Consider the following 17,181-nt stretch of genomic DNA (forward strand, 5'->3'; position numbering starts at 1 on the left):
GTATCAGTCTTCTTGTTGATGATAGTCAGGAGGTTCTACTACTGAATATTTAGGATCGCCATAGTCGTAGGGTGGTCTTTTGACAATCGGAATTTCTACAAAGTTATCTCGCGGTGGTGGTGAGGTGGTTGTCCATTCTAGTCCTGTGGCGTGCCAAGGATTGTTGACTGCTCTTGTACCATATAGGCAAGAACCCACCATGTTGGCAATAAAAGGTAGTATGGATACTCCTAACAAGAAGCCGCCTAAACTAGCGATGACATTCCACCCCTGATAACGTGGGTCATAGGAAGAAATGCGGCGTACCATTCCCTGTAAACCTAGTGGGAGCATGGGGAAAAAAGTCAGGTTAGCACCGATAAAGGTTAACCAGAAATGCAGTTTGCCCCAACCTTCGGCATACATTCGTCCAGTAATCTTGGGAAACCAAAAATAAATGGCAGCAAAGATTGCCATCGTAATGGTGTTAAAAACAATGTAGTGGAAGTGTCCCACTATAAAGTACGTATTATGGACGTGAATATCAAACGGTACTGCTGCCAGCATTACACCAGTAACACCACCAAGCAGAAACATAGCCGCACCTCCCATAGCGAATAGCATGGGTGTCTCTAGGTGGAGCTTACTTTTCCAAATTGTCGCAGTCCAGCCAAATGCCTTGACACCAGTAGGCACAGCAACCAACATTGATGTCACCATAAATAACATCCGCATCCAGCCAGGGGTGGCGCTGGTGAACATATGATGCACCCACACAAAGATGCTGACTAAGGCGATGCCTAAAGAGGCAATAGCTAATGAGCGATAGCCAAATAGGGGGTTACGAGAAAAGGCTGGCAGAACCTCGGCAAAAATACCAAAAGCTGGTAATGCCATAATGTAAACTGCGGGGTGGGAATAAAACCAAAATAAATGCTGATAGATAATCGGGTCGCCATTTTCTAAGGGTTTAAAAAATTGCGTCCCAAAACTGAGGTCAAATAACAGTAGGATCAATGCAGCTGTGAGGGAAGGCAAATTAATTAGCTGCAACAACTGGGCGCTGAGAACTGACCAAACAAAAACAGGCATACGGAAGAAAGTCATTCCTGGGGCGCGCATCCAGAAAATAGTAGTCACAAAGTTAACTGCCCCCATAATTGAGGAAATGCCAATCAAAACTATACTGATAATCCAAATAAATTCGCCGTTAATCGGTTGACCAGGAGGAACTTGCAGACTAATTGGTGGGTAAGACCACCAGCCAGACTGCGCTGTACCATTGGGTAACAAGAAGCTCGATATTAATAAAAGCCCGCTAGGGGGAATCATCCAGAAAGAGATGGCGTTGAGCAGGGGAAATGCCATATCCCGCGCCCCAATCATCAGTGGTAGTAAGTAGTTCGAGATACCTGCATTGAAGGGGATAATCCATAAAAAAATCATGATTGTCCCGTGCAAGGTAAACAAGCCGTTGTAAAGGGGACGATCTACTACATTTGACTGTGGTGTAATTAGTTCAGCACGGATGAGCATCGCCAATAGTCCGCCAATCAGGAAAAATATGAAAGTCGTCACCATGTACTGAACGCCGATCACCTTATGGTTAGTGCTGAAACTGAAGTATTGCCGCCAGTTATTCTCGGATTCGGTTTCAGGCTCTCTATTCTGGGTAAGATTTTCACTAGTATTATGTGTCATTCCTTACTTTCCTTTCACTAGCGATCGCGCTTTGCTCTGGTGCGACAATGTACCAGTTACTCTTGAACAATGTTTTTGGCGGTTGCACATACTCAGCCACCGCTTGATTTTTCATACTTGCTGGTTCGCCTTGGGCTTTACTCAGCCACTGGTTATATTGCTGGGGGGATTCAATGTGGACATTCGCCTCCATCAAAGCAAAGTATGTACCGCTAAATAAAGCGTCTTTGAGTTTGTATTCACCGATACGAGTGGGTGTAACTACAAGGTCAATATCGCGTCCAGGGACAATATATTGCTGTAAGCGGAACTCAGGCACATAAAAACTGTGAAGTACGTCTTTGGCGTGCATATTTAGGCGAGTCCGACGATTTACAGGCAGATGTAATTCATTACTAGTAACATTATTGGGATAGCGGAAAGTCCAATCCCACTGCTTCACGAAAACCTCAATAGTTTCATCAGCCGGTTTAGGGATATCGCTGATTAATGCGGCAGAGGCTGGTTCTTCTAGAGGTGTATGCAAATGTACAACTTGTTGCAAACCTAGAATATCTAATTGCTGATAAATATTGAAGCCTTGCCAAGCCAGCCACAAAACTAGCAATGTTGGAGTGGCTGTCCATAAAATCTCTAGCCTAATATCGCCTCTAGATGGGTGTCCCTCGCTGTAGTCATTTTTGGGTGCGCGAAAGAAGAGTATCGAGTACACCATCATCCCTACAAGCCCAAGGATAATAAATGCACCAACTGAGGTTAAGAAGCTAAATAGACTATCTACCTTTTGTGCTTCTGCTGTAGCTTCTACAGGCATCCAAGTATAAGCCCACTTGCCAATCAAATGACTAACAAAGAGCAGAACTGCAATATAACCAGCTATCAATAAATATTTTAAGAATCGCCACATAAACTCAATATAATTTCGTTTATTTGAGTAGTAAGCTTGGGTCTCGTCCCTCTTGGACTAACTTAGCCGCCGTAACGTGAATGCCGAATTGTGATCCTAATTGCCCTCCTAAAGTGCCGTGGACAAACAAAATTCCGAACATTGCTAGACCTACTAACAAGTAACCCCACTGCACCTGTCTAGATTCATTTTTGCGCCAGTGGTAGCGTTGTAAACCTCTCCACACGGTCATGGCAACGATCGCTCCCAACAACAACACACCACCCAAACCATGCAAAATCATTGTCCATGAGGCATTTAAGCCCCAATCACTTTTTTGATTAATTGGTGGGTTTGCCAGTATTAACTCGAAAAGACCAAAGATGACGGTAAAAAAAGTGATAATAGATGCTCCTAGCAGGTTATACCAGCCAACATCAAAGAAGCCAGAACGCAAAGCAGTCAAACCCAAGAATTTAAAGATGGGTCTTTCTATAGGAAAAATTGATCCTGCTATGTCAAACAAGATGGCAATAATAAATAAGCCTAATGTCAAATGCACCAGCTTTGGGTGCATAGGAATTTCGTAGGGTAATCCGTTAATGCCTAATCTCAATCTTAAAGAGTCAATTAGTTGCAAGTTCATGGCGATATCCTCTGTTTCATCGCTTCAACGACTGGCTCAACGTGCAAGCCATATACCCAAAATAGCTTGCTTCCTAAATATATTTGCAACAACACTAGACATACTAAGACAGTTGCTGCACCAAGATAAGCAGGCGGAATTTTGCGGGGGTTACGATTGCGAATGACAAACCGCCAAGCTGTAATAACAGCAATGATCGCCCCTAGTGACCAACCCATGATTGTGTGAAAATTCAGTGTAGGTCGGACTACTGGATACACTTGTGCTAACCCTGCTTCAAACTGTCCAAAAATTATGGCGACGAAAATGGCGATCGCCGCGACAAATATATTCCAAAAACCGACCTCAAATAGACGTACATTGCGAGTAAAGTAACCTAATACATCGCAAACGAATGAGAAAAGCACCATCGCTATTACGAAATGTACAACTATCGGGTGGATGGGGTCGGGATACGGGAGATTTTGGCTATTAAGGGGTAGAGAGAACATCGCTTTTTTCTAGCGTTCACAGACTAATAAAAGTCTTTCTTTTCTCATTTATAGCTGCTGTAACTCAGGACTGATATTTAAGCAATCTAAATTTTTGTTGAGAATTGGTAGATAGAATAACAAAAAATTATCATTAACGGAAATTTTGCTAATTTCGTCAACAATAGACGATAACTTATGGACTCTGTTCAAGTTGAAACAGTTGCTTCTTTAAATCTGGAAATTCCTCAGATTGATTCATTAACAACAGTATTATCTTCTCAATCTAAATCTAGCTCTCGTTTTCCTAAAAATGCTATTCGTACTAGTTTGCAAGCATCTACTTTAGATGCTATTTTCGCTACAATTTTTTCTATTACTACTGGAGGTATTTTACTTAGTAAGTTTTTGGTGGAATTGGATGCTAGTCCAGTCGTTTTTGGGTTGCTATCCTCAATTCCTATGCTGGTGAATCTAATTCAGCCGTTGGGTGCTTATATTTCAGAACGCACTAGTAGCCGTTTTCAGTATTCCATGCTTGTTTATGGGATTTCTCGGCTATTGTGGCTGATTTTAGTAATAGGTATTGTTGGCGCTGGTTGCGGAGTTATAAATTCTCAGCAGTTGGTGATATTAACTCTGTTAATTGTCTTTTTTAGTCATCTTTCAGGTGGACTGGGAAGTGCATCTTGGATGAGTTGGTTAGCAATTATTGTTCCCCGACGTTTACGCGGTAGGTATTGGGGAATCCGTAATAGTGCTACTAGCTTGACTAATTTGTTGTGTGTACCTTTAGCTGGTTTAGCTGTTTCTTATTGGTATGGAGGTACTCTTCAAGGTTATGGGGTAGTTTTGTTTGTAGGGATTTTGTTTGGGTTAGTTAGTTTGGGATGTCAGTATTTCAAAATTGATGTGAATCCCCAATTACAAAATATTTGTATAGTTGATTCTTTGGTAAGCAGCAAGATCGAATTGGGTGAAATAACTATTAGTGATACGGTATCAGTCCCCCAAAAGCAATGGGATGAAAATATTGGGAAAAACTCTAATTTTTGGATATTTATACTGTATTTTAGTTTATGGATGCTGGCTTTTAATCTCTGCGCTCCATTTGTTAATCTTTATCTGCTGGAAACTTTAAATATAGATGTGGGTTGGGTGACGGTTTACAGCAGTTTGCAAGCGGGAGCAAATCTGGTGATGGTTGTGCTGTGGGGTAAGTTAGCAGATAAGGTGGGAAACCGACCTATTTTGATATTTGCAGGTATTATTGTTGCGGTTACGCCTTTGCTGTGGTTTGGAATTGATAATAATAGTTTAGATATGTGGCTGTGGCTACCACTATTACATATTTTTATTGGTGGTACTGGGGCTGCGGTTGATTTGTGTAACAATAATATGCAAATTGGGATTACTCCAGTTAGAAATCAGTCTATCTATTTTGCGATCGCAGCTGCTATAGCTGGATTCACTGGTGCGTTAGGAACAACCATTGGCGGCTTTATCGCCCAATCCCCCCAATTTGGCGGTTTATTAGGTTTATTTGCCCTTTCTAGTGTATTCAGACTGGCAGCATTGATACCGCTTGTTTTTGTCAAAGAACAGGGAAGATGTGACAGGTGATAGGTGATAGGTGATAGGTGACAGGTGACAGAAAGCAATAGGAAGAAGGAATTAATCTTTCCCCTGCACCTCTGCACCTCTGCTCCCCTGCACCTCTGCTCCCCTGCACCTCTGCTCCCCTGCTCCCCCTCTCCCCTGCCTATTCAGCAGCGGTAGAAGTCAAACTCATGCTTTCCCACATCACCATATTGGGTGTAGTTGGCATTGGTTGATGTAAAGCTATTAGTTGTGCCAATGTGTTCTTTAATTGAGTACGGGGGACGATATCATCCACAAAGCCATGTTTGAGTAGATCTTCAGCGGTTTGGAAATCTTCGGGTAGTTTTTCGCGCAGTGTTTGTTCAATAACTCGTCTACCTGCAAAACCGATGGTGGCTTTGGGTTCAGCAATAATTAGATCACCCAACATGGCAAAACTCGCGGTAACGCCTCCTGTGGTGGGATTTGTTAATACGGGAATGTATAATAAACGGGCATCCTGATGGCGTTGTAATGCGGCGGAAATTTTCGCCATTTGCATTAAGGAAAGCATTCCTTCTTGCATTCTCGCACCGCCAGAGGTGCAGATAATGACTACAGGATAGCGGCGTTGTGTGGCTTGTTCAATTAAGCGGGTAAGTTTTTCACCGACAACGGAACCCATGCTACCACCCATAAAGCGGAAGTCCATGACTCCCAATGCGATGGGTAAACCGTTGATTTGACCTAAGCCGGTTTTTACTGCGTCTATTAAACCGATTTTTTCCTGGGTTTCCCGCAAGCGATCGCTGTAGAGTTTGCGATCGCGAAATTGTAAGGGATCCGTTGGTCGCAAATGCTCATCTAAGGGTTTCCAGGTATTTGCATCTATCAACTGACGGATACGTTCATCACTATCCACTCGATTATGATGACCACATTCCACACAAACCATTTGATTAGCTTTCAGGTCTTTGGCATAGGTTAAAACACCACATTTAGGGCATTTATTCCATAAACCGTCTGCAATTTCTCGTTCTTGGCGTTCTAAATTGCTAGAACCTGATTTATTCCGCCGATTTGCAAACCAATCAAATAGAGACTTTAAACCGCGTGATTCTTCGTTGTTTGCCATTTTTATTTTATTCAAGTAGGTATGAGGTCAAAAACAGGTCAATCAATTTGGGATGTTAGATTTGAGATTTTGGATTGACTCCACCCGCTTTTTGTGTGGGTGTTGAGCATTTTTGATTTAAGAATGAGGTTTTCGGTTTTTGACTACATCATCAAATTATGCTTGTAACCAATTCAGACCTGATTTTGTATTTTTTGGATAAAAATGCTGCTGCCAATACAACTCTTTGCCAGTTTTGTCAGGGAACTTAATTATATCAATGTATGGGCAAAGGTTTGAAAATACAAAACCACTATGAACATGAATCTTCCTCCCAATTTATCATGCTTATTACTTAATAATAAGCAGTCAAAATTTGTGGACTTATTTGTATTTGCCAACAGCCAGAAGTGGTGTTTGAGGGTAATACAAGTCACAGGTTAATCTTACCAAAATATAAAGATCAAATGAAGTAATGGTGGTTACAGTCATGGGGGATGTAGATTGATGAGGATGATAAGAAAAGACATTTAAATTAGATATTCAAGAAAGGATATTTTCAAATTTGAATTTTTTTTTATGTCAAGATACAGGTAGAAATAAACGTAAGTAATAAGACAAAATAGCTTGTCCACTAAACAGAGTAATTACTGCTCCCAAAGCTAAAAAAGGACCAAAAGGCATCTTTTCTCCCATTTTATGACGTGACAGCACAATTGCACCTCCGCCTACTAATGCTCCCAAGGAACAGGCAATAAAACAAGCTATAAGTAAATTTTGCCAACCTAACCAAGCGCCCATCATGGCTGCTAATTTGGCATCACCTGCACCCATAACAGGTTTACCATAGATGAGATAACCAAGAATTGAGATGCTATCAAACAGCCATAAACCCAGGACTGCACCACCTATACCGAATATTAGGTGTTTTATTACACTAACTAAGCTGGGTTCTAATAAAAAACCCAAACCTATTTGAAAGACTAAACCCAATAATAACCCCGATTTAGTAAGTGGATGGGGTAAGGTCATGGTATCCCAGTCGATAAGGGATAGGGCTAATAACCAACTGCAAAAAGCCCAATAACCTATGGTCAAAATTGAAAATTGAAAGACCCAAAATATGATTAAAAATATTATGCCTGTTATTCCTTCTACGACAGGATAACGGACAGAAATTTTACTTTTACAAAAACGGCATCGTCCTTTTAACCATAACCAGCCCAAAACCGGCACATTATCATAAGCTTTGAGTCTGTTTAAGCAATGAGGGCAACGAGAAGGTGGCCAAAGTAAGGATAATCCAGAAGGTAGGCGATAAACCACAACATTGATAAAGCTACCAATAGAAGCACCCAAAACAAAGACAATGATACTCGCAGAGACGATAATCAAAAAGTCCATATTGTTTAGTTATCAGTTATCAGTGGAAAAAGGCAATAGGCAATAGGCAATAGGCACAAATTTCTGAATTTTGAATTCATTTTTTACCTGTTCCCTGTTAAGAGTTCCCTGTTCCCTGTTACTAATACATATACGACTCAATTTGATTTAACGGGACAAAACATTCTTGTGGTAAAAGCACTGGGGTTTGGGTAAAAATCACCTTTCCTCGATAGGTTAGGCGACTAATTGCTACTCCTGAAGGTTGCCCAATGATTTCGGGATGTACCTCGCAGTAGGTATAATAAATGTGACCAGCGGCTTTGATGACGGTAGGATCAACCAAAGGCGTGTGGTTTGGTGGTGCAGAATAATTTGCCTGTCCTTGTTGTGCAGCGTACACTATTGGTTTTTATGTGATTTATAGATTTGCTTCTAGTTTATCCGAAACTTTTAGCAAAAAATGTGAAAATATTCAACCTGTGATCAGGAAATTATTTTGTTTTCAGGATTTGAATCAGTGCGTTGCCCATAGCCTGACAACCCAAAAGATTCATGCCTTCAGACATGATATCTCCTGTGCGATCGCCTTGTTGTAAAACCTGTAACACTCCATTTTCAATATAATCTGCTGCCTCTGGTTGGTTTAAAGCGTAACGTAACATCATTGCCGCACTGAGAATCTGTGCCAAGGGGTTAGCTTTATCCTGACCAGCAATATCGGGGGCTGAACCGTGAACAGGTTCAAATACACCGGGTCCAGAAGCACCCAAACTTGCAGAAGGTAACATTCCAATACTACCAGTCAGCATGGCCGCCGCATCAGAGAGAATATCCCCAAATAAGTTACCTGTAACGATGGTATCGAACTGCTTGGGAGCGCGGACTAATTGCATGGCGGCATTATCTACATATAAATGAGATAGTTCTATATCTGGATATTCTGAAGCCAGTTTAGTCATACCTTCCCGCCATAGTTGGGAAACTTCTAACACATTGGCTTTATCCACAGAACAGAGTTTACCACCACGCTTCCGTGCTGTTTCAAACGCTACTCTGCCAATGCGGTCAATTTCTGACTCGCTGTAAACCATTGTATTGACACCGCGTTTTTCTCCGGTTTCGGTGGTAAAGATGCCTTTGGGTTTGCCAAAATAAATTCCCCCTGTTAATTCTCGCACCACCATAATATCTACACCTTCTACAACTTCTCGTTTTAAGGTGGAAGCGTCAATTAATTGGGGCAAAATTTTCGCAGGACGCAGATTAGCAAATAATTCCAAACCTGCCCGTAGTCCTAATAAACCCGCTTCAGGACGTAGATGAGAGGGTAAAGAATCCCATTTGTAACCACCGATAGCTGCAAGTAAGACTGCATCACTATTGCGGCAAGTATCGAGAGTAGCAGCAGGTAAGGGTTCACCTGTTTCGTCAATAGCTGCACCACCGATGAGGGCTGTTTGAAAATCAAAAGCAAGATCAAACTGTTGTCCGACGACTTTTAGCACGTCTACCGCTACGGCCATAATTTCAGGGCCAATGCCATCGCCAGGAAGTAATGTAATGCGGTAGTTCTGAGTCATAGCTAATTAGGATGATGTAAAGTTGGGCAGATTTATTATCATACAAAGCAAGTGTACCCAGTGGATGGTTAATTTCTTGATTGATTAGGATTTAACATCTTAAAAAACAGGAAATTAATCATATTTGGAAAAATTAGCTGTATGTTTACTGTATTAAAAAATCAAAAATCAACCTAATTTATGGATTTCCAAGAAATTACTAAAGTAGCGATCGCACTGTTGACTACTTTTGGACTCAAAGTAGTTGGTGCAATTCTCCTGTTATTTATCGGTCTGCGATTGATTGAATTTAGCATTAGGTTGTTAAGACGTACCTTTAGAAGCCAACAGATTGAACCAACACTGATTAACTATCTGTTAAATATTATTTCCGTAACGTTAAGAATTGTTTTAATTGTGGCAATTCTTGGCTTTTTCGGTGTTGAAACAACTTCCTTTGCGGCATTACTAGCTGCTGCTGGTATTGCTATTGGTGCGGCATGGGGAGGACTGTTGGCCAACTTTGCCGCAGGGGCATTTTTAATTATTTTTCGACCCTTCCAGGTTGGTGATTTTATTACTGCCGGAGGTGTAACAGGAACGGTAACAGAAATAGGACTGTTTACCACTGCTTTAAACACACCAGATAATGTGATGACAATTATCGCCAATAACAAAATCTTTGCTGATAATATTCAGAATTTTTCCGCTAATCCTTATCGTCGTGTTGATTTGTTGGCGCAACTTGCTCATGAAGTTGATCATAACCAGGCGATCGCACTCTTAAAAGCCAGGCTCATGCAAATTCCCAATGTTCTAGACAACCCATTACCCGATGTAGAAGTTCTCACCTTTAACTTAGCTGGCCCTGTTCTCGCAGTTCGTCCCTATTGCCACAATCAAAACTACTGGCAAGTTTATTTTGACACTAATAAAGCAATCTTAGAAACGTTTGGCGAAGCAGGTTTTTCAGTTCCTGAACAACGTTATACAGTCAATGCATCTGCAAATGGCGCTCATCCTTTTATCCCTGCACCATCATAAATAGGGTAAGCATTCAGATAAAACTTTTTTCTCCACTGAGTTTAAAGAGTTGAGAGGAGACTGAGTCTAAAAAAGTCAGTATTCACCAGTCAGCCGGCGTTATGAGGGAAGCTTCTGCTACTGAAAACTGAAAAAGAATGAGAACAAAAGACAAGTGTGTAACTTTCATGAAATAAGACTGCGGAATCTGTGCTTTTGCTGTTATTGGCTGATTACTGTTTACTGAATGCTTACCTAAAAAATATCAATATTTAAGATTAGGTAGGGTTTACTCCTTACCTAGTTTTAATTAATAAGACTTTTATTCTAATATAGTGAACTTAAAAAAGAAACAAAAATAACACTTATTCCCACAGAGGGTTGAATGTTAAAAAATCTGCCATGAAAGATACTGTTTAGATAATGAATGATGATAAAATTTTCCAATATTTTTAAAGAAATTCTTAATCTGTAGTCTTAATTTTTTATCAAAAATAAATAATAAATAAAGTAGATCATATCCAATATGAAGAGTATGTAAAAAATGAATATTCAACCTAGATAATGGAAAGAGATAGATTATTATGTGTTTAATAAATAAACCTGGTCTTGCTGTATATCAAGCTAAAATACACCAAAGTCACAAAATTAACTTCAGAAGCAATAAATCAAACTATTATTGCGTTAGTTAATTAAAGTTTTGCTTGAAGATTTCAGAAAGATCAATCATAAGGCGAACTTTAAATATAATTTCAGGGAAGAAAGCAGTTCGCACAATATTAGAAGTAAGGAGTCAAGAATTATCATCCATGATGCTTGTCAGAACTAGGATATCAATCTTAGACATTTTAATCTCCCATCACTCCAATAGCTACAAGCAATATTAATTCTGGATGCTATATTCTGAATCCTTACTATTAATCTACAAGTACATACACGGCAATTTATATTTTCTATACCAGGTAGCCATAGGATTTGTCATTCAAATTAGTAATTGACAAATTGGATGTAGCGTTCGTCTATCAGAAATGACTTTTGGGTATTTTTCGCATTTTAAATTAGCAAGACCTAGTTTCCGAACAACCTGATTAAAATTCGGAGAAATTATGGCAATTATCTTTGGTAAGGACAATGGATACGGTCAAGACGCAGGTGGTACTGATATAGTCAGGTCTTCTGTAACTTCGACTTTGAGTGATGATGTTAAAAATCTTATCTTCACTGGCACAGATAGCATTAATGGTACAGGTAACGCCCTCAACAATATCATCAAAGGCAACAGTGCCAATAATTCGCTTTATGGTGAAGCTGGTAATGATAACCTGGAAGGTAACGAAGGCAATGATATACTCTACGGTGGTGATGGCAACGACATACTAGATGGTGGAGTTGGCAACGATACACTCTATGGCGGTGCAGGTAACGATACTTACACAGTTGATAGTACAGGAGATGTTGTCAGTGAGGATAACGGCTCTGGTGGGGATGCAGGTGGTACTGATATAGTCAGGTCTTCTGTAACTTTGACCTTGAGTGATTATGTTGAAAACCTGATTCTTACAGCCACAGATAGCATTAATGGTACAGGTAACACCCTCAACAATATCATTAAAGGCAATAGTGCCAATAATATTCTCTATGGTGAGGGTGGCAATGACAGTCTTGAGGGTAACGATGGCGATGATGTGCTTCAGGGTGGTGATGGCGACGACTTACTAAAGGGTGAAGTTGGCAACGACACACTCTTTGGTGGTGCAGGTAACGACACACTCTTTGGTGGTGCTGGTGCTGATATCTTTGGCTTCAATAGTTTCAGTGAAAGCGTTGATAATATTAAGGACTTCAATGTAGCTGAAGATTTTTTTCAGATATATCCGCTTGGTTTTGGTGGAGGGTTAACTATATCCCCACTTGACCCTAATCAATTTATCATTGGTTCTAGTGCGACGAATGGTGAGCAGCGATTTATCTATAACAATAGTACAGGCGCACTTTTCTTTGACCAAGATGGAAATGGTACTGCATTTGCTCAGACGCAATTCGCACAGTTATCTACAGGACTATCTCTCAGTGCAGCAAATTTCATTGTTTTAGTCTAATTGTGATATCAAATTCTGTTGTCTAGAGTTTACAGGACTTTAGCAGAGAAAGTATAAATTAATCCTGTGAGAATCCATCTCTTCAACAACATGAAGGGGTGGTATTTTTTCCATTAATCAGGATTTATACACAGCAATTATCTATAGTGACGCAGCGTGACGTAAGTCATGGACTGAGTGTAAGGGTTTAGGGGTGTAGGAGTTTTCCTCTATTCGACCTTGATTTTTCTATCACTTTACTTCTTTGTCAAAACTCTTATTTTTTTCAGTTTTCTGCGTCAGTCCTAGTAGATTGGTATAAAAAATAAACTAAAACTTGGGGGCAATTTTCCCAACATTACAGAAATTACAGAAATAATAAAGCCCGTTTCCATTTCCGAAACCAATGTAGATGCAGCTGTAGATACAGGTTAGTTTAACTGTTAAACACAAGCCGCATTTCAGCAGCTATGGTAAAAGAATTAGCAATTAGCACCCGTGGACTAACTAAGCAATTTGAACGGCACATAGCTGTCAATGATGTTGACTTAGATATCCAGATGGGTGAAGTGTATGGATTAATTGGACCAAATGGCGCGGGTAAAACAACTTTAATTAGAATGTTAGCTGCTGCGGACGAGCCAACTACAGGGGAAATATATATTAATGGCGATCGCTTACTCCGTGACAAAAGCAACCCCAACCTTAAACGACACCTTGGTTATTTACCCGATGACTACCCGCTTTACAATGAATTAACAGTCTGGGACTACCTAGATTATTTTGCCCGTTTATATCGTTTGCGAGAACCACGACGCACTCAACGTCTCCATGAAGTCTTAGAACTCATCCAACTCGGTAATAAACGTAACAGCATGATTTCTACCCTATCACGGGGAATGAAACAGCGTTTAAGTTTAGCCCGCACCATTATCCACGAACCAATTTTACTACTTCTGGATGAACCTGTTTCTGGACTAGATCCCATTGCACGAATGCAGTTTCGGGAAATCATCAAAGCACTGCAAGAAGCTGGAATGACAATTTTAATTTCTTCCCACGTTCTTAGTGACTTAGCAGAATTATGTACTTCCGTGGGCATTATGGAACTAGGCTTTTTGGTAGAAAGTGCCTCACTGCAAACACTTTATCAACGTTTAGCCCGACAGCAAATTTTTATTTCCACTTTGGGCAACATAAATGTATTGGTAAGTGAGTTAAAAAATTATCCTTGGGTAGAAGAGTGGGAGGTGATACCCAGCAAGAATAGTGTGCGAGTGAATTTTTCTGGAACACAGGAAGATTGTGCTGAATTATTGCGATCGCTCATCACCACAGGTATTCCCTTAACCGATTTTCACTGCACCCAAGAAGACCTAGAAACTATTTTCCTCAAATTAGGTCACAAACAAGCATCGTAGACAATTCAAAAATCACAAATCAAAAATTACACCACTTGAGGATTTGGATGATGTTAATCAATTTTATAGACCGAGTGGGTGAATTTAATCCCCAGCTTTTTCGAGAACTAAAAGGAAGACTAAAACCACTTAATGTCATCCTCGCAGTTGTATCATCCTTATTACTGCAATTAGTAGTATTTTTATATCAACTCACCAGCTTTCCTGATGAAAAATACTCCCTTAGCGCCCCTTACTGCCGCCTATGGCCAGCATTACAAAAACAACAAAACCAGCTTTACCAACAGCAATCTCTACTTAACCAACAATTAGCAAGTTATCAACAAATTAATCAAAAAACAAAACTTCTAGACCCAAACACAATTCCTAATTTACAAACAGAAATTGCGGAAGTTAATAGCAAACTAAGTACCCTGCAAAATTATTTCAATAATAACTTTTGTCCCCCAGATCAAATAAACTGGCAAATGTGGTGGCGAGATCATTGGGAATACTACTTTCTCACATTCAGTGTAATTTTTATATTTACACTCCTAATCGCTGGTACATATCTATTAATCAATGACTTAGCCAAAGAAGAACATCGAGGCACACTCAATTTTATTCGCCTCAGTCCCCAGTCAGAAACCAGCATTTTAACTGGAAAAATCCTTGGTGTACCCAGTTTAATTTATCTCTTTGTAATCACAGCAATTCCTTTACACTTTTGGGCTGGACGTTCTGCTAACATTGCCTCCAGTTACATTCTTAGTTATTACGCCATTCTTGCGGCCAGTTGCGGTTTCTTTTACAGTGCAGCACTTCTTTTTGGCTTAGTAAGCCGCTGGTTCAGCAGTTTTCAACCTTGGTTAGGAAGTGGTGGTTTGTTGGTTTTCTTGTTAATGACAATGATCATGGCATCTTCTTCTTATAACAGTGTAGTTAATAACCCTCTGACTTGGTTTAGATTTTTCAGTCCTTGGGATATCACCAATTACCTGTTTCCCAACCTCTTCCGTGTATATCAAGGTACAAGATTAGATGATATCCAATTTTTCTACCTACCAATCGGCAAAAGTTTTCTCAGCCTAGTTGGTTTCCATCTTATTAATTACGGAATTTGTACATACGGCATTTGGCAAGCAATGAAACGCTGCTTCAGTAATCCTCATGCCACAATTTTGAGTAAAGGACAAAGTTATTTATTTATAGCTTTTACTCAATTCATGTTTTTAGGATTGACAATGCAAACTATTAACAAAAATCAATATTTAGATATGAGATATCTAATTGCATTCGTCAATTTGGCTTTAATTCTTAGTTTAACTATTCTCCTATCACCACCCCGTTCAATTATCCAAGATTGGGCTAGATATAGACACCAAAATCAGAAAAACGAATCTATATGGCACGATTTAATTTTTGGTGAAAAAAGCCCTGCAATTCTGGCAATTTTCATTAATTTAGTAATTGCCTACATACCCTTGCTAATTTCATTCATAGCCTATCCATTAGATATAAATGCAGGCGATCTCAATCCCAGCAAAATCTTATATACTCTGTTGTTATCCATGAGTTTAATAATGATTTATGCTACCATTGCCCAACTCATGTTACTGATGAAAAATTCCAAGCGTTATGTATGGGCAATTGGTGCTATGGGTGCAACAATATGCTTACCACCAATAATCCTCTCAACCTTGGGTATTAATCCTGGAACCCATCCTGCTATCTGGTTATTTTCAACTTTCCCTTGGCCAGCAATACAACAAGCAGCAACAGTAACAGTTTTCATGGCTGTATTAGCTGATTTTACAGTTCTAGCATTGTTAAACTTCCAATTAAGAAAACAAGTCAGAGTTTTGGGTGAATCTGCAACCAAAGCATTATTAGCAGGAAGATAGCATAGGAGTATCGCGCCATTATTCATCCAGGCTAGGCAACATCCACCAAAACGTCAGAAATATTATCTATTTAGATCCTCGACTTCTTTCAGACATCGGGGATCTATTTATTGCCATTTTTGTATAAAATTAGTATTGCAAATTACTGCACATATATTCACCTGATAAATTTATGAAAAAATCGCTCCCACTACCCCAAAAATTGATGCTGCTAGGTTCAGGAGAACTAGGAAAAGAATTTGTAATTGCTGCCCAACGCTTAGGCAATTATGTAATTGCAGTTGACCGCTATGCTAATGCTCCCGCTATGCAGGTCGCTGATTGTAGTGAAGTTATTTCTATGCTGAGTGCAGATGATTTAGAAACAGTAGTAACTAAACATCAGCCAGATTTTATTATCCCAGAAATTGAAGCAATTAGAACTGAAAAATTACAAGAATTTGAACAACGCGGAATCACAGTTATACCAACTGCCGCTGCGACTAATTACACTATGAATCGGGATAGAATCCGCGAATTAGCACATCAAAAATTAGGTATAAGAACAGCTAAATATGGTTATGGACTAACTTTAGAAGAATTGATTACAGTTTCTGACCAAATTGGATATCCTAATGTTGTTAAACCTGTAATGTCATCATCAGGAAAAGGTCAATCTGTAGTCCAAGATAGAACAGAAGTTGAAAAAGCTTGGAATTATGCTATTTCTAATTCCAGAGGTGATAGTCAAAAAGTAATTGTCGAAGAATTTATTAACTTTGAAATCGAAATTACATTACTGACCATTAAACAATGGGATGCACCAACAATATTTTGTCCTCCCATTGGACACAGACAAGAAAGAGGAGATTATCAAGAATCTTGGCAACCAGCAGGTATTTCTGAAGATAAAATATTAGCATCTCAAGAAATTGCCAAAAAAGTTACAGATGCTTTGGGAGGTGCGGGAATCTTTGGCGTGGAATTCTTCATCACTCAAGATGAAGTCATTTTTTCTGAACTTTCACCCCGACCTCATGATACAGGCATGGTAACATTAATCTCACAAAATTTGAATGAATTTGAATTACATCTGCGAGCAATTTTAGGCTTACCTATTCCCCATATTGAACAGTTAGGTTTTTCCGCAAGTGCGGTAATTTTAGCCTCTGATAAATCTGATTCTATTGCTTTTACTGGTGTTGCTGATGCGTTAGCTGAAAAAGATGTAGATATTAAGTTATTTGGTAAGCCAACTGCTCATCTCTATCGACGAATGGGGGTAGCTTTAGCTAAAGGTACTGATATTGAAGATGCTAGAAAAAAAGCAGCTACAGCAGCAAGTAAGGTGAAATTGATTTAAATATGTTTAAACATGGTGAATGCTTAAGCACTCACTAGTTTTAGTAGGTTGGGTCTAAAGAAAGCGTAACCCAACAAAACCCGTCAATGTTGGGTTTCCTAACGTCAACCCA

At 39.6% G+C, this 17,181-nt stretch carries 14 protein-coding genes; 6 read left to right on the forward strand and 8 right to left on the reverse strand.

What is annotated here, in order from left to right; genetic code table 11:
* Positions 1 to 3: 3 nt before the first annotated feature.
* Genes ACLLO5_RS24000 through ACLLO5_RS24015 form a run of 4 tightly spaced genes read right to left on the reverse strand, consistent with a single transcriptional unit; the run spans position 4 to position 3,703 of the window.
* A complete protein-coding gene (locus ACLLO5_RS24000; RefSeq protein ID WP_413172993.1) occupies positions 4 to 1,680 on the reverse strand; it encodes a cytochrome c oxidase subunit I in 1,677 nt (558 codons plus the stop codon).
* Positions 1,670 to 2,587, reverse strand: coding sequence for a cytochrome c oxidase subunit II (locus ACLLO5_RS24005; RefSeq protein ID WP_413172994.1), 918 nt, complete (start codon positions 2,585 to 2,587; stop codon positions 1,670 to 1,672). The genes ACLLO5_RS24000 and ACLLO5_RS24005 overlap by 11 nt, the downstream gene beginning before the upstream one ends.
* A 19-nt stretch (positions 2,588 to 2,606) precedes the next feature.
* Positions 2,607 to 3,212 carry a DUF2231 domain-containing protein gene (locus tag ACLLO5_RS24010; RefSeq protein ID WP_413172995.1) on the reverse strand — a complete coding sequence of 202 codons (606 nt, stop codon included), beginning with the start codon at positions 3,210 to 3,212 and terminating at the stop codon, positions 2,607 to 2,609.
* Positions 3,209 to 3,703 carry a DUF2231 domain-containing protein gene (locus ACLLO5_RS24015; RefSeq protein ID WP_413172996.1) on the reverse strand — a complete coding sequence of 165 codons (495 nt, stop codon included), beginning with the start codon at positions 3,701 to 3,703 and terminating at the stop codon, positions 3,209 to 3,211. The genes ACLLO5_RS24010 and ACLLO5_RS24015 overlap by 4 nt, the downstream gene beginning before the upstream one ends.
* A 177-nt stretch (positions 3,704 to 3,880) precedes the next feature.
* On the opposite strand from ACLLO5_RS24015, the gene ACLLO5_RS24020 reads away from it, so the two are divergent.
* Positions 3,881 to 5,305, forward strand: a complete 1,425-nt coding sequence (locus tag ACLLO5_RS24020; protein ID WP_413172997.1) for an MFS transporter — start codon at positions 3,881 to 3,883, stop codon at positions 5,303 to 5,305.
* Positions 5,306 to 5,444: 139 nt separating this feature from the next.
* Here the strand turns inward: ACLLO5_RS24020 and accD are convergent, their stop codons facing one another.
* The 4 genes from accD to leuB form a co-directional block, all read right to left on the reverse strand.
* The gene (gene accD, locus ACLLO5_RS24025) at positions 5,445 to 6,398 is read right to left on the reverse strand and encodes an acetyl-CoA carboxylase, carboxyltransferase subunit beta (protein WP_413172998.1); all 954 of its coding nucleotides are present in this window, start codon (positions 6,396 to 6,398) and stop codon (positions 5,445 to 5,447) included.
* Between the two features lie 561 nt (positions 6,399 to 6,959).
* Positions 6,960 to 7,781 (reverse strand): prepilin peptidase, encoded by an 822-nt coding sequence (locus ACLLO5_RS24030; protein ID WP_413172999.1) that lies wholly within the window; start codon positions 7,779 to 7,781, stop codon positions 6,960 to 6,962.
* A gap of 121 nt (positions 7,782 to 7,902) precedes the next feature.
* Positions 7,903 to 8,163 carry a hypothetical protein gene (locus tag ACLLO5_RS24035; protein WP_413173000.1) on the reverse strand — a complete coding sequence of 87 codons (261 nt, stop codon included), beginning with the start codon at positions 8,161 to 8,163 and terminating at the stop codon, positions 7,903 to 7,905.
* A gap of 91 nt (positions 8,164 to 8,254) precedes the next feature.
* A complete protein-coding gene (leuB, locus tag ACLLO5_RS24040) occupies positions 8,255 to 9,343 on the reverse strand; it encodes a 3-isopropylmalate dehydrogenase (RefSeq protein ID WP_413173001.1) in 1,089 nt (362 codons plus the stop codon).
* 180 nt (positions 9,344 to 9,523) lie between these two features.
* On the opposite strand from leuB, the gene ACLLO5_RS24045 reads away from it, so the two are divergent.
* From ACLLO5_RS24045 to purT, 5 genes are all read left to right on the forward strand, one after another.
* A complete protein-coding gene (locus ACLLO5_RS24045) occupies positions 9,524 to 10,366 on the forward strand; it encodes a mechanosensitive ion channel family protein (RefSeq protein ID WP_413173002.1) in 843 nt (280 codons plus the stop codon).
* Between the two features lie 1,085 nt (positions 10,367 to 11,451).
* Positions 11,452 to 12,444 carry a calcium-binding protein gene (locus ACLLO5_RS24050; RefSeq protein WP_413173003.1) on the forward strand — a complete coding sequence of 331 codons (993 nt, stop codon included), beginning with the start codon at positions 11,452 to 11,454 and terminating at the stop codon, positions 12,442 to 12,444.
* A gap of 449 nt (positions 12,445 to 12,893) precedes the next feature.
* Entirely contained in the window at positions 12,894 to 13,844 is a 951-nt protein-coding gene (locus ACLLO5_RS24055) for an ABC transporter ATP-binding protein (RefSeq protein WP_413173004.1), read from the forward strand.
* A 50-nt stretch (positions 13,845 to 13,894) separates the two neighbouring features.
* A complete protein-coding gene (locus tag ACLLO5_RS24060; RefSeq protein WP_413176179.1) occupies positions 13,895 to 15,727 on the forward strand; it encodes an ABC transporter permease in 1,833 nt (610 codons plus the stop codon).
* A 172-nt stretch (positions 15,728 to 15,899) separates the two neighbouring features.
* Entirely contained in the window at positions 15,900 to 17,069 is a 1,170-nt protein-coding gene (gene purT / locus ACLLO5_RS24065; protein ID WP_413173005.1) for a formate-dependent phosphoribosylglycinamide formyltransferase, read from the forward strand.
* Positions 17,070 to 17,181 lie beyond the last annotated feature (112 nt).

Source organism: Anabaena azotica SJ-1, assembly GCF_047275885.1.
GTDB classification, from domain to species: Bacteria; Cyanobacteriota; Cyanobacteriia; order Cyanobacteriales; family Nostocaceae; genus Trichormus_B; species Trichormus_B azotica_A.

What these genes read in the sequence shown, in the direction of transcription:
- ACLLO5_RS24000 (WP_413172993.1), bottom strand. Translation starts at nt 1,680, where the DNA reads ATGACACATAATACTAGTGAAAATCTTACCCAGAATAGAGAGCCTGAA.
- ACLLO5_RS24005 (WP_413172994.1), bottom strand. Translation starts at nt 2,587, where the DNA reads ATGTGGCGATTCTTAAAATATTTATTGATAGCTGGTTATATTGCAGTT.
- ACLLO5_RS24010 (WP_413172995.1), bottom strand. Translation starts at nt 3,212, where the DNA reads ATGAACTTGCAACTAATTGACTCTTTAAGATTGAGATTAGGCATTAAC.
- ACLLO5_RS24015 (WP_413172996.1), bottom strand. Translation starts at nt 3,703, where the DNA reads ATGTTCTCTCTACCCCTTAATAGCCAAAATCTCCCGTATCCCGACCCC.
- ACLLO5_RS24020 (WP_413172997.1), top strand. Translation starts at nt 3,881, where the DNA reads ATGGACTCTGTTCAAGTTGAAACAGTTGCTTCTTTAAATCTGGAAATT.
- accD (WP_413172998.1), bottom strand. Translation starts at nt 6,398, where the DNA reads ATGGCAAACAACGAAGAATCACGCGGTTTAAAGTCTCTATTTGATTGG.
- ACLLO5_RS24030 (WP_413172999.1), bottom strand. Translation starts at nt 7,781, where the DNA reads ATGGACTTTTTGATTATCGTCTCTGCGAGTATCATTGTCTTTGTTTTG.
- leuB (WP_413173001.1), bottom strand. Translation starts at nt 9,343, where the DNA reads ATGACTCAGAACTACCGCATTACATTACTTCCTGGCGATGGCATTGGC.
- ACLLO5_RS24045 (WP_413173002.1), top strand. Translation starts at nt 9,524, where the DNA reads ATGGATTTCCAAGAAATTACTAAAGTAGCGATCGCACTGTTGACTACT.
- ACLLO5_RS24050 (WP_413173003.1), top strand. Translation starts at nt 11,452, where the DNA reads ATGGCAATTATCTTTGGTAAGGACAATGGATACGGTCAAGACGCAGGT.
- ACLLO5_RS24055 (WP_413173004.1), top strand. Translation starts at nt 12,894, where the DNA reads ATGGTAAAAGAATTAGCAATTAGCACCCGTGGACTAACTAAGCAATTT.
- ACLLO5_RS24060 (WP_413176179.1), top strand. Translation starts at nt 13,895, where the DNA reads ATGTTAATCAATTTTATAGACCGAGTGGGTGAATTTAATCCCCAGCTT.
- purT (WP_413173005.1), top strand. Translation starts at nt 15,900, where the DNA reads ATGAAAAAATCGCTCCCACTACCCCAAAAATTGATGCTGCTAGGTTCA.